The sequence below is a fragment of the Collinsella sp. TM04-29 genome, from assembly GCF_003466565.1.
Classification (GTDB): Bacteria; Actinomycetota; Coriobacteriia; order Coriobacteriales; family Coriobacteriaceae; genus Collinsella.
In genome coordinates, this window is sequence record NZ_QSPW01000001.1 from 1,115,699 (window position 1) to 1,128,058 (window position 12,360).

Annotated in this window: 8 protein-coding genes; 4 read left to right on the forward strand and 4 right to left on the reverse strand. The window is 61.8% G+C overall.

The features are described 5' to 3' along the window. Positions 1-133: 133 nt before the first annotated feature. A complete protein-coding gene (locus DXD39_RS05095) occupies positions 134-565 on the reverse strand; it encodes a zinc ribbon domain-containing protein (protein WP_089571655.1) in 432 nt (143 codons plus the stop codon). A gap of 787 nt (positions 566-1,352) precedes the next feature. On the opposite strand from DXD39_RS05095, the gene DXD39_RS05100 reads away from it, so the two are divergent. The 4 genes from DXD39_RS05100 (at position 1,353) to DXD39_RS05115 (ending at position 6,133) form a co-directional block, all read left to right on the forward strand. Further along, complete coding sequence (locus DXD39_RS05100; RefSeq protein ID WP_117803325.1) at positions 1,353-2,816, forward strand: NAD(P)/FAD-dependent oxidoreductase; 1,464 nt, start codon at positions 1,353-1,355, stop codon at positions 2,814-2,816. Between the two features lies 1 nt (position 2,817). After that, a complete protein-coding gene (locus DXD39_RS05105) occupies positions 2,818-4,164 on the forward strand; it encodes an NAD(P)/FAD-dependent oxidoreductase (RefSeq protein WP_117803326.1) in 1,347 nt (448 codons plus the stop codon). Between the two features lie 3 nt (positions 4,165-4,167). Continuing rightward, positions 4,168-4,566, forward strand: a complete 399-nt coding sequence (locus tag DXD39_RS05110; protein WP_089571652.1) for a DUF1667 domain-containing protein — start codon at positions 4,168-4,170, stop codon at positions 4,564-4,566. Positions 4,567-5,044: 478 nt separating this feature from the next. Beyond that, a complete protein-coding gene (locus tag DXD39_RS05115; protein ID WP_199572053.1) occupies positions 5,045-6,133 on the forward strand; it encodes a Xaa-Pro peptidase family protein in 1,089 nt (362 codons plus the stop codon). Between the two features lie 239 nt (positions 6,134-6,372). On the opposite strand, the gene DXD39_RS05120 is transcribed toward DXD39_RS05115, so the two are convergent. The 3 genes from DXD39_RS05120 to clpX form a co-directional block, all read right to left on the reverse strand. Further along, a complete protein-coding gene (locus tag DXD39_RS05120) occupies positions 6,373-7,716 on the reverse strand; it encodes a folylpolyglutamate synthase/dihydrofolate synthase family protein (RefSeq protein WP_117803327.1) in 1,344 nt (447 codons plus the stop codon). Positions 7,717-7,962: 246 nt separating this feature from the next. Beyond that, on the reverse strand, positions 7,963-10,659 hold the full coding sequence (locus DXD39_RS05125; RefSeq protein WP_117803328.1) for a valine--tRNA ligase: 2,697 nt from the start codon (positions 10,657-10,659) through the stop codon (positions 7,963-7,965). A gap of 287 nt (positions 10,660-10,946) precedes the next feature. Continuing rightward, positions 10,947-12,359, reverse strand: a complete 1,413-nt coding sequence (gene clpX / locus DXD39_RS05130; RefSeq protein ID WP_117803329.1) for an ATP-dependent Clp protease ATP-binding subunit ClpX — start codon at positions 12,357-12,359, stop codon at positions 10,947-10,949. Position 12,360 lies beyond the last annotated feature (1 nt).

Here is a 12,360-nt window from a genome sequence, read left to right on the forward strand (position 1 = left end):
ACGGCGGGCGATTTTCTACGCATGCTTCATCGTGTGGGGGCGGGGTGTGGGGCGCGCGTGGCTTGCGGCGCGCCCGTGGCTTGCGCGGGACGCGCGGTGCCCGTGGCTTGCGGCCGGCCCGGCGATGGATGCGTTACTGGATGCGAGTTCGGCAGTAGGGGCAGACCTTCCAGTGCGCATCGAGCGGGCGATGGCAGCTGGGGCACACGTTGCGAACCTGGGTGTCGCACACCGGGCAGACCACAAAGTCCTTCTCGATGGGGGCACCGCACTGCGGGCAGGTGCCGTACTGGGCAAGCTGGCGCTCGCGCAGGGCCATGTCCAGCTCCTGCTCCTCGCGGTCGGCCGCATAGGAGTGCGGGCGCAGGACCAGGTAGGCGATGAGGCCCACAAACGGGATGAGGGCGATGATGCCCCATGCCACGTAGGCGCTGGCGCCGCGGCGGCGAGCGTCGATGAACACATAGACGACCGACAGCACATACAGGGCGATGATGAAGCCGACGAAGGCATAGATGACGCCCATAAGCTGCGGCGACATGAGCTCGTTGATGTATTTGGACATTGAGGTGTACCTTTCGGAATATTTACAGTCCGGTCAAGTTTACCACGGGGTTTGTTTATATGGGACCACGGCTGGGTACGGGGCTGGCGCGGACACAAACATCTCAATCTGTAACAGGTGGGAGCGGAATCCGGGTCTAGGTGTTACAGATCGAGACACAGGGGTCCCTCCCCGATTTCAATCTCGATCTGTAACAGTTACTCGGCAAAATCGGGTCCAAATGTTACAGATCGAGACAAAACATCCCCTCGCTGGCTGCAATCTCGATCTGTAACAACTGAGGCCGAATTTCCTCTCTTACTGTTACAGATCGAGACATTCAAAATCCGTCGGAAGGTTTGTCTCAATCTGTAACATCTAGAACCCAAATCCTCAGCTAACTGTTACAGATCGAGACAAAGAAAACCGTCCACACCGAATGTCTCAATCTGTAACAGTTACTCAGCAAATACAGTCCCAGATGTTACAGATTTAGACAAACCATTCTCTCCCCGACTTAAATCTCGAACTGTAACATCTGGAACCCAAAAACAGTTCTTACTGTTACAGATCGAGAAGAACGTGCGCCTGTGGACTCAACATCTCAATCTGTAACAGGTAACGGCGCAGACCGCGAGGTTGGGCGGGAAGATCTCGCGTTCTAACGTGGCCGGCATCCGTGCTGAGCCGGCCCACGCCTGCCGTTGGCGGATGCAGTGGGGCTGTTCGCCGCATTGCCGCTGCACTGGGGGTCTGCAGACCGTAGGATAGTCCTATTGACAGCCTGTCAACTCGTCTGGGAGGCACTGTGACAGAAACGTTTGATATCACGGTTGTGGGCGCGGGCATCACCGGGTGTGCCATTGCGCGGCAACTCGCGCGCTATGACCTGACCATTTGCGTGGTCGAGGCGGCCAACGATGTCGCCCTAGGCGCATCGAAGGCCAACGGCGGCCTGGTACACGCCGGCTACGATCCGGCGCCGGGCACTGTAAAGGCGCAGGTCAACGCCCGCGGCTGCGAGCTATATGGCACGTGGGCCCAGGAGCTTGGATTTTTGTTCCGCCGCACCGGGTCGATGGTGCTGGGGTTTAACGACGAAGACCGCGCACACCTAGAGAAGCTGCGCCAGAATGGCCTGGCCAACGGCGTGCCCGAGTTGTCGATTATCGGCACCGAGCGCATCCGCGAGCTGGAACCACGCGCGAGTGCAGAGGCGACGTGCGCGCTGTGGTGTCCCTCCACTGGCTTTGTGGATCCGTTTGAGATCGCCATCGCTGCGCTGGAGAACGCCGTGGCCAACGGCGTGACGTTTATTCGGTCGGCTCCGGTGGAAGCAATTGAGGTTGCCGGCGGCGACGCTACCGACGGGGCTGCGCGCTTTACGCTGGTGACGCCTGTCGGCGATGTGCGCTGCCGCTATCTGATCAACGCCGCGGGCAACGGTGCAGCGGACATCTCGCATATGGCGGGCGCCGAGGAGTTCCAGATGGTCTGGCGCCAGGGCAACATCGTGGTGCTGGACAAGGAGCCGCGCGCGCTCATGCCGCTCTACCCCGTGCCCACGCCGGTGTCGAAGGGCGTTATCGTGACGGGCACCGTGCACGGCAACACCGTGATCACCGCGACGGCTGCCGTGCGCGAGCCGGGCGACACGCAGACCTATGCGAGCGATGTGAACGCGCTGCTGAGCGGCGCGCGCAAGCTGGTGCCCGATCTGGATACGCGCCGCGTGGTGCGCGCATTTGCCGGCGGGCGTCCGGTCATTCAGGGTACGAACGACTTCTTTATTGGGCAGTCAGCCGTGGTGCCGGGGCTTTTCCAGGCGGCGGGCATTCAGTCGCCGGGTGTGGCAAGCGCACCGGCCATTGCCGAGCGCATGGAGCTTGTGATGCGTGAGGCGGGCGTGGAACCGCACGAGCGGGCGGACTGGAACCCAATTCGCCGAGCGCCGGACGACTTTGACCGCGCACCGCTGGCGCGCAAGGAGGAGCTGATCGAGTCCGATCCCGCGTGGGGACAGATTGTTTGCCGCTGCGAGACGGTGCCCGAGGCCGAGATTGTGGCCGCGATTCGACGCCAACCGGGCGCGGTTTCGGTCGAGGGCGTCAAGCGCCGCTGTCGTGCCGGCATGGGTCGGTGCCAGAGCGGCTTTTGCCAGAGCCGTGTGGTGACGATTCTTGCCCGCGAGCTGGGCTGCGACCCCAGCGAGGTATTACTGGAGGACGCCGGCTCCTGGCTGGTCGAGGGGCCTTTGAAGGGGGTGCGCTAGGATGGCGGAATTCAAATCGAACGCGATTGATTGCGGCGTCGTGGAAGCCGTACAAACGCGAGCCTTCGACGTGGTCGTTATCGGCGGCGGACCTGCCGGCATGGCTGCCGCGCTGGCCGCGCATAAGGCCGGAGCGCGCGTGGCCATCGTGGAGCGCGAGCAGCACCTGGGTGGAATCCTCCGCCAGTGCATCCACCCCGGCTTTGGCCTGTCGCACTTTAAACAGGAGCTCACCGGTCCCGAGTACGCGCAGCGCTTTATCGACAAGGTGCACGCAACCGACATTGCGCTGTTCCTAAACAGCATGGTGCTTGGGATTGATTCAGGCGAGCCTGCGGAAGACACCGCGGTCCATACCGTCACGCTCATGAGCCCCGCCGGCATGCTGCAGCTCACCGGACGGGCGGTCGTCCTTGCCATGGGGTGCCGCGAGCGCACCCGCAGCGAGATCAAGATCCCCGGCAGCCGTCCCGCCGGTGTGTTTACGGCAGGCCTGGCGCAGCGATACATCAATATCGAGAACCTCAAACCCGGCTCGCGCGCCGTCATTTTGGGTTCGGGCGATATCGGGCTGATCATGGCACGTCGCTGCACGCTCGAGGGGATTTCGGTCGAGGGCGTGTACGAGCTCATGCCGTACGCCAACGGTCTGCGCCGCAACGTCAAGAACTGCCTGGACGACTTTGGCGTTCCGCTACATCTGTCCACCACGGTAACGCGCGTGATCGGGCATGACCGCCTGGAAGCCGTGGAGGTGAGCCAAGTCGACGAACGCCTAGCGCCCATTCCGGGGACCGAGCGCATTATTCCGTGCGACACGCTGCTGCTTTCGGTGGGCTTGATTCCCGAGAACGAGCTTTCGGTTGCCGCGGGCGTAGAGCTTGACCCGCGCACGCGCGGCGCCGTGGTGGACCAGAGTCTGCAGACGGGCGTACCAGGCATCTTTGCCTGCGGCAACGTGCTGCACGTGCACGACCTGGCCGACAACGTAACGACCGAGTCCGAGAGAGCTGGCGCAGCTGCGGCGGCGTACGCGCTGGGAACCGGCGCGGGCGCCGTTCCGGACTGCGAGCTCACCGTCTCCCCTGCTGGCATTGCGGGATACGCACTGCCGGGACGCATTACGGCTGCGGCGCTCACCAAGCTGAACTTCCGCGTGCGCCGACCGGTCGACGCCGCCCGCGTGCGTATTCTGGCAGGCGACGAGGAACTGCTTGCAGGCAAGGTCCGCGCGTTTATGCCGAGCGTTATGGAAAGCTTCCCGCTGCCGGCAAAGGTCATCAAACAAGCGCTCGACCTGGGTGCCAGCGAGATTGTCCTATCCGTCGATCCCGTCGAGGAGGCATAGACTATGAGCACGAATGCAATCGAGACGCTGCAGTTCAACTGCACCACTTGCCCATCCGAGTGCCTCCTGACCGTGGAGGTCGAGCGCAGCGCAGACGGCGCCGTGGTAGAGGTACGCTCCGTAACCGGCAACAGCTGCCCGCGCGGTGATAAGTTTGCACATCAGGAGCTCACCTGTCCCATGCGCGTGCTTACCACGACCGTGGCCGTATCCGGCGGCGACGAGGCGCTGCTGCCCGTGCGCACGGCCGAAACCATCCCGCTCGAACTCCACGCCCAGGCGATGGACCTCATCCGCGGCCTAGAGGTCAAAGCCCCCATCCGCATGAGCGATGTAGTCCTCCCCAACCTCCTAGACACCGGTACCGACCTCATCGCCAGCATGGACATCGACCCTGCCTAAGCAGTTAATTTGGGACGGGGCTCTTTTAGCTACCCCGCCATCCACCCCGCCCCTCCTCAATTGCGGTGAAATAGTTCCTGATTTCCGCCAAAACCCCGGCATCCAGGAACTATTCCACCGCAACTTGCCTTGGGATCGATATTTAGATTGTGCCTACTTTAGTGCCATTTCAAAACTATGCCGGATTACGGGGCTGATTCGGAGACCCCCATCCATACCGGCATTTTTCGATTTTTGATAAGCCGTCTACCTGCGGTTTTAATTTCGCAATTTTTCCAATGGTCAAGTAATACAGGTCCAGCCCCGTAATCCGCCATAGTTTTGAAAGCAGCCCATTTGGGATGGGCCTCTTTTGACAACTTTTACTGCTTGATAGGCTGGTCATGCCAAGGAGTGCCCCGAAGTGCCGGCATAAAAGGAACGTCCCTTTCTGCCAGGCATGGGATACCATGGTGGCAACCTAGCGAAAGGACGATGTATGGCACATGTCGATGATCAGCGCGTGGCGCACGTGCTCGATGCGCTCGAGGCTCAGCACCCCGGCGCGCAGCTGCTCGTAAACGACCCGTGGTCGATTTATTACCTGACCGGCTTTTATGCCGATATGTTCGAGCGTTTTTGCGGCGTGCTGCTCGTACGCGGTAGAGAGCCCGTAATCTTGGTCAACGCACTGCATCAGCTGCCCGAGTACGATAACGCCCGTGTCGCCTACCACACCGATACCGACGTCGTGGCCGACGCCATCGCGCGCGAGATCGATCCGACCAAACCGCTCGGCATCGACACCGTTATGCGCTCCGGCTTTTTGATGCCGCTCATGGAGCGCCACGCCGCCAGCAAGTTTTTCCTGGGCGACTTTGCCGTCACCGCCGCGCGCACCCACAAGGACGCCACCGAGCAGGAGCTTATGCGCGTGTCCTCGGCCGCTAACGACGCTGTGATGGCCGACGCCATCAAGCTCGTCCACGAGGGCGTGACGGAACGCGAGATTGCCGACCAGATGCTTGGTCTGTATCGCAAGCACGACTGCGAGGGCTTTAGCTTTTCGCCGATCGTGAGCTTTGGCGCCAATGCCGGAGACCCGCATCACGAGCCCGACGATACCGTACTCAAGCGCGGCGACGTGGTGCTGTTCGATATTGGCGGACGCCGCCGCAACTACTGCTCGGATATGACGCGCACGTTCTTTTGGGGCGAGCCGGACGAGGAGACGGCGCGCATCTATGACATCGTGCGCCGCGCCAACGAGGCCGCCGAGGCACTCATCGCACCGGGCGTGCGCATGTGCGACCTGGACCGCGCCGCGCGCGACGTGATTGAGGATGCGGGCTATGGGCAGTACTTTACGCACCGCCTGGGTCACTCAATCGGTCTGCAAGACCACGAGCCGGGCGACGTCTCGCTCGTCAACGAGCAGGTCGTAGAGCCTGGCATGACGTTCTCTATCGAGCCGGGAATCTACCTCCCCGGCCGTACCGGCGTCCGCATCGAGGACTTGGCCCTGGTTACCGAGTCCGGCGTCGAGATTCTCAACGCCTATCCCCACGGGGCCAAGCGCCTAGACTAGCCAATGTGACAAAGGGCCAGTCCCTTTGTCACATTCCGATTAGGCTGCGCACAAATGCGGCCTATCTACTACGTTTGACCCGCATGGGTCGACCATACCCGTGTTTTTGCAAAATCGGCAAGCCGTCTACCTGCGGTTTTAATTTCGCATTTCATGGTGTGGTCGAGGGTAGTCGATAAAACGTAGTAGATAGGCCCATTTTGTGGCGAGCGGCCCAAATTAGCTGTCCGCAGGATGAGCTAGCGCAGCAGGCCGGCCACTTCGCCGGCTAGGGTGATGGTACCGGCTGCTACGAAAGGCTCGCCCGCGGCATCGAAGGCGGCGAGAGCCTCGGATACACTAGGGTACACACCTGCGAGCTTATCGGCGTCCACAAGACCAGCGAGCTCCTCTGCCGGCAGGGCGCGATCGGAATCGGTCTGCGTCACGACCACGCGCGGGAAGGCCGGAATCAGCACGTCAACGATACCCGCCACATCCTTGTCGGCCAGCGCGGCGCACAGCAATGTGGGGCGGTTTTCCACGCACGGATCAATCTCGTCCAGTGCGCTCACAAAGTTCTCGCAGCTCTGGGGGTTATGGCAGGCATCAATCAGCTTGAGCGGATCGGTTTCCAGTACATCAAAGCGACCCGGCGTGGGGCAACCCATAAGCGAGGCATCGAGCTTGTCGTGGTCGAGCTCGCGGCCCAGATAACCCTCGCACAGCATAATCGCGCACGCAGCATTCTGCGGCTGATACGCCGGCTTGACCATGCTCGACGTATAGATCGCACGCGGCGTGGTGCAGCTAAACTCCACCGTATCGCCCACGTGGGCCGGCACCTTAGTCGTGGAGTGGCTCACCACGAGCGGCACGATGTCGCAATCGCGGCAGCGGGCATCCATGACGCGCTGAACACTCGGCTCATGCGTGCCCTCGCCCAGCACAACCAGGCGTCCGGGCTTAATGACCGCGGCCTTCTCCCCTGAAATGGCCTCGAGCGTGTCGCCCAAAATGCGCGTGTGGTCGAGCCCGATGCCCGTAATAGCAACGGCAACGGGATCGGTCGCACTCGTGGCGTCCCAACGACCGCCCATACCGACCTCGAGCACGGCGACGTCCACGCGAGCCTCGGCAAACACCACGAGCGCAGCGGCCGTCAACAGGTCAAACGGCGTGATGGTATAGGCGCGCTCCCCCGCCGCCACACGGCGTGCATTCACGCGATGTCCCGCCTCGACAGCTGCCGAAACGCCACGGGCAAAGGCGTCATCGCTCACGACGCGGCCATCGACCTCCATGCGCTCGGGATAGCGAACAAGCTGCGGCGACGTATACAGTGCGCACTTGAGTCCCTCGCCGCGAAGGATGGCAGCCGAAAAACGCGTAGTCGAAGTCTTGCCATTGGTACCGGCAACCTGAATGCAATCAAAATACTCATCCGGACGCCCCAGCTCATCGAGCATATCGACAACCGTCTCAAGCAGAGGCCCAGCATCCCCAGAGATCCGCCCCGTATCAGCAGCAAGTCCCACAGCCTCACCAAACGAAAGCAAATCAAACTCAAAAGGAACGGTATACAAGCCAGAACGCTTAGGCATTTTTAGAACCGCCATTCATAGAAAAATAAAACAGTATAGGTTGAGGATAGTCAGCGAAAACGCCTCTGATGAGCCAAGGTGCCGTGAAACAAGGGCGCATAGGGCTTATGCCCATGCGCCCGAAGTTGAACGGCAGATTGGCCATCAGAGGCGTTTGCAGCGTCGAGTCAGCCGCCGTTCGTTAGAACGGCGGAATAGGTGTCCGCAGTAGCGAGCAAAGCGTCGGGACGCGCCCCAGAGTAAACCTTACGAGAAGTCAGCAACCTGAGCAGTCAGCGCCGCCAGGATCTCCTTGAGCTCAGCTGCACGGTCCCTCTTCTTCTGGACCACCGCGGGCGCGGCCTTGGCCACAAAGCCCTCGTTGGCGAGCGTCTTCTCGCAGCCGGCGAGCTCCTTCTGGGCCGCGGCAATCTCTTTCTCCAGGCGCGCCTTCTCGGCCGAAAGGTCAACCTTGCCCTCGAGAACCACAAAGACCTCGACGCCGCTGTCGACCACGGCAATGCTCGCCGCCGGCTTCTCAACGTCAGTGCCCATAACCAGCGAAGCCGTGTTGGCCAGCGGCTCAATCGTGGAGCGCAGGCTCTCGAGCTTCTCGATGTCCTCGGCACCGGCGCGCACGACCACGTCGAGCTCCGCCTTGGGGCTTAAGCGATAACGCGAACGCGTGGCGCGGGCGGCGGAAACGACGGTACGGCACAGCTCAAACGCGCGCTCGGCGGGCTCGTCGACGTACTTGGCGTAGTCGGCGGGCTCGGGCCACTTGGCGATCATGAGCGCCTCGGCGCGATCCACGTTGCCCTCGGCATCCAGGTCGAGCACGCTCGCCGGCATGTTGTCCCAGATCTCCTCGGTGACAAACGGCATGAGCGGGTGCATCAGGCGAATGGAGGTATCGAGCACAAAGATCAGGTTGCGCTGCGCCTGCAGACGGCCCTCGCCCTTCAGGCGGGCCTTGGTGACCTCGACGTACCAGTCGCAGACCTCGTTCCAGAAGAACTGCTGCACGCCGCGGGCCATATCGCCAAAGGTGTACTTCTCGATGCCCTCGGTGACCATCTTTACGGCCTTGGCCAGACGGCTGAACATCCAGGCGTCTGCCGGCGTCTCCACGACGGGCTCGCCGGGCATGTAGCCCTCCATGTTCATAAGCAGGAAGCGGCTGGCGTTCCAGATCTTGGTCACAAACGACTTGGCCTGCTCGGTGCGCGGGCTGTCGATAAGCTTCTTGGTCTTCTTGTCGATGTTCGCGTCGAACTTGACGTCCTGGTTGTTGGTGCACAGCGTAAGCAGGTTGTAGCGCATGGCGTCGGCTCCGTACATGCCGATGAGGTCCATGGGGTCAACGCCGTTGCCCTTGGACTTGGACATGCGGCTGCCGTCCTTGGCCAAGATCGTCGGGTAAATGACGACGTCCTTAAACGGCACCTCGTCCAAGAAGTACAGCGAGCTCATGACCATGCGGGCGACCCACAGCGCGATGATGTCGCGTGCGGTGACGAGCGCCGTCGTGGGGTGATGGCCCTCGAGCAGCTCCGGCTTTTGCGGCCAGCCCTGCGTGGCGAAGGTCCACAGCTGCGAGCTGAACCAGGTGTCCAGCACGTTCTCGTCCTGATGCACGTGATGGCCGCCGCACTTGGGACACACATCGGTGTCCTCGGTCAGGGCGTCCTCCCAGCCGCAGTCCTCGCAGTAGAACACGGGGATGCGATGGCCCCACCACAGCTGGCGCGAGATGCACCAGTCCTTGAGGTTCTCCATCCAGGTGGTGTAGGTCTGCGTCCAGCGCGCGGGGTGGAAGGTGACCTTGCCGGAGTTGACGGCGTCGAGCGCCGGTCCCTTGAGCTTGTCGACGGCCACGAACCACTGCTCGGACAGCCACGGCTCCAGGGCGGAGTCGCAACGGTAGCAGTGCATGACGGAGTGGTCGAGGTCCTCGACGTGATCGAGCAGGCCGTGCTCGTCGAACCACTTGATGACGGCCTCGCGGCACTCGTCGCGGTTCATGCCGGTGAACTCACCGTAGCCCTCGACGACCACCGCGTGCTCGTCAAAGATATTAATCTGCGGCAGGTCGTGGGCCTGACCCATGGCGTAGTCGTTGGGGTCGTGTGCCGGGGTGACCTTAACAAAGCCGGAACCAAAGTTGGCGTCGACGTGCCAATCCTCAAAAATGGGGATCTCGCGGTCGACGATGGGGAGCTTGACGGTCTTACCCACGAAGGCGGCCTTCTCGGGATCCTTCGGGGAGACGGCGACGCCCGTGTCGCCGAGCATGGTCTCGGGGCGCGTGGTGGCGACGACGATGTAGTCCTGGCCGTTGACCGGCTCGGTCAGCGGGTAGCGCAGGTGCCACAAGTGGCCCTTCTCGTCCTTGTACTCGGCCTCGTCGTCCGAGATAGCGGTGGTGCAGTTGGGGCACCAGTTGACGATGCGCTTGCCACGATAGATCAGACCGTCGTGGTACCAGTCGCAGAAGACCTTACGCACAGCCTGGGCGTAATCCTCGTCCATGGTGAAGCGCTCGTTGTCGAAGTCGACGGAGCAGCCCATACGCTTGATCTGCTCGACAATGATGCCGCCGTACTCGTGGGTCCAATCCCAGCAGGCGTCGACAAACTTGTCGCGGCCAATCTCCAGGCGGCTGATGCCCTCGCTCTTGAGCTTTTTGTCGACCTTAGTCTGCGTGGCGATACCGGCGTGATCGGTACCCAGCACCCAGCGCGTGGACTTGCCGCGCATGCGGGCCATACGAATGATGGCGTCCTGGATGGAGTCGTCGGTGGCGTGACCCATGTGGAGCTTGCCGGTCACGTTGGGAGGCGGAATGGTGACGGTGCAGTCGCCCACACCCTCACGGCGCTTGTAGTAGCCGCCGTCGAGCCACTTCTGCAGGATCGCCGGCTCGTTGGTCGACGGATCGTAGTTCTTGGGCATCTCTTCCATATATCTCTCCCTTGCCCGTCGGGGAGGAATGTAGGCCCGATTTTCGCTCGGTCAGGTCCTGGGCTCGCTCGAAGACCACATTAAGTGGTCTTCGGCTCGTGCGGAATCTACGAAAATCGGGCCTACATTCCTCCCCTTAGGTATCGATTACTTCAGTCTGAATTGACTTTGCCGAGGCTTAAACAAACACACAGAATAGCACAGGTAGTTGGGGTTATTGCGTATATATAAAATAGCCTCCGACCGCGGGTGGTCGGAGGCTATCGACAAAAACGTTTTGACAGGTTTTAGCCGTAGATGCGCTGGGGCTGCTCTTCGCCCTTTACGGAGGCTTCGGTTACGACGACCTTGGTGACGCCTTCCTCACTGGGCAGGTCGAACATCGTCTGCTGCAGCACGTCCTCGCAGATGGCGCGCAGGCCGCGGGCGCCGGTCTTGCGGGCGAGCGCCATGCGGGCGATCTCGTGCAGGGCCGCGTCCTCAAACTCAAGATCGACATCCTCGAGCTGGAACATCTTGCGGTACTGGCGCACCACGGCGTTCTTGGGCTCGGTCAGGATCGACACCAGGTCGTCCTCATCGAGCGCCTGCGTCTGGGTGACGACGGGCGTACGGCCCACGAACTCGGGGATCATGCCAAAGGCGTTGAGGTCCTGCGGGAGCACCTGGCGCAGCAGGTCGTTCTCGTCGACCGAGGTGGGGCCGGCGATCTCGGAGTTAAAGCCCACGCCCTTGTTGCCCACGCGATCGGCAATGATCTTGTCCAGACCCACAAAGGCACCGCCGCAGATGAACAGGATGTTCGTCGTGTCGATCTGCAGCAGCTCCTGCTGGGGATGCTTGCGGCCGCCGGTGGGCGGAACGCTTGCCACCGTGCCCTCAAGAATCTTCAGCAGTGCCTGCTGAACGCCCTCGCCCGAAACATCGCGGGTGATGGAGAGGTTCTCTGCCTTGCGGGCGATCTTGTCGATCTCGTCCACATAGATAATACCGACCTGTGCACGCTCAATGTCGCCATCAGCGGCGTTGATGAGCTTGAGCAGGATGTTCTCCACGTCCTCGCCCACGTAACCAGCCTCGGTAAGCGCGGTGGCGTCGGCGATAGCAAACGGCACCTCGAGGATGCGCGCGAGCGTCTGGGCCAGCAGCGTCTTACCGGTACCGGTGGGACCGAGCAGCAAAATGTTGGACTTGGCGAGCTCCACCTCGTCCATATCGTCGTCAAACTGGCCGCCCATACCCGAGGCTTCGTCAAAGGCGGACACCGCGGCGCCGCCCTCGATCACGCGTCGGTAGTGGTTGTACACGGCCACCGACATGGCGCGCTTGGCGTCCTCCTGGCCCATAACATAGGCCGAAAGCTCATCATAGATCTCGTGCGGCGTCGGCACGTGCGTGATGACCTGACGGTCGTCCTCGAGCTCAAAGCCCTCGGCCTCGGGATCCACAGCGGGCTGAGACGCGGCCTGGCCGTGATCATTGAGGAAGCCCGGCAGCTTGCCGTTGCGGGCAGCATCCATAAAGTCCGAAGCCAGCGACTCCTCCAGGATCTCGGAGCAGGCGGCAACGCACTCGTCGCAGATAAAGATATTGGTCGGGCCCTTTACAAGGCGGCGAACCTGCCCCTGCTCTTTTCCGCAGAAGGAGCAGCGGATGGGGTTGCCGCTCTCGTCGAAGTTATCCTGCATGTTACCGGCCATC

What these genes read in the sequence shown, in the direction of transcription:
- DXD39_RS05125 (WP_117803328.1), bottom strand. Translation starts at nt 10,659, where the DNA reads ATGGAAGAGATGCCCAAGAACTACGATCCGTCGACCAACGAGCCGGCG.
- DXD39_RS05120 (WP_117803327.1), bottom strand. Translation starts at nt 7,716, where the DNA reads ATGCCTAAGCGTTCTGGCTTGTATACCGTTCCTTTTGAGTTTGATTTG.
- DXD39_RS05115 (WP_199572053.1), top strand. Translation starts at nt 5,045, where the DNA reads ATGGCACATGTCGATGATCAGCGCGTGGCGCACGTGCTCGATGCGCTC.
- DXD39_RS05105 (WP_117803326.1), top strand. Translation starts at nt 2,818, where the DNA reads ATGGCGGAATTCAAATCGAACGCGATTGATTGCGGCGTCGTGGAAGCC.
- DXD39_RS05110 (WP_089571652.1), top strand. Translation starts at nt 4,168, where the DNA reads ATGAGCACGAATGCAATCGAGACGCTGCAGTTCAACTGCACCACTTGC.
- clpX (WP_117803329.1), bottom strand. Translation starts at nt 12,359, where the DNA reads ATGGCCGGTAACATGCAGGATAACTTCGACGAGAGCGGCAACCCCATC.
- DXD39_RS05095 (WP_089571655.1), bottom strand. Translation starts at nt 565, where the DNA reads ATGTCCAAATACATCAACGAGCTCATGTCGCCGCAGCTTATGGGCGTC.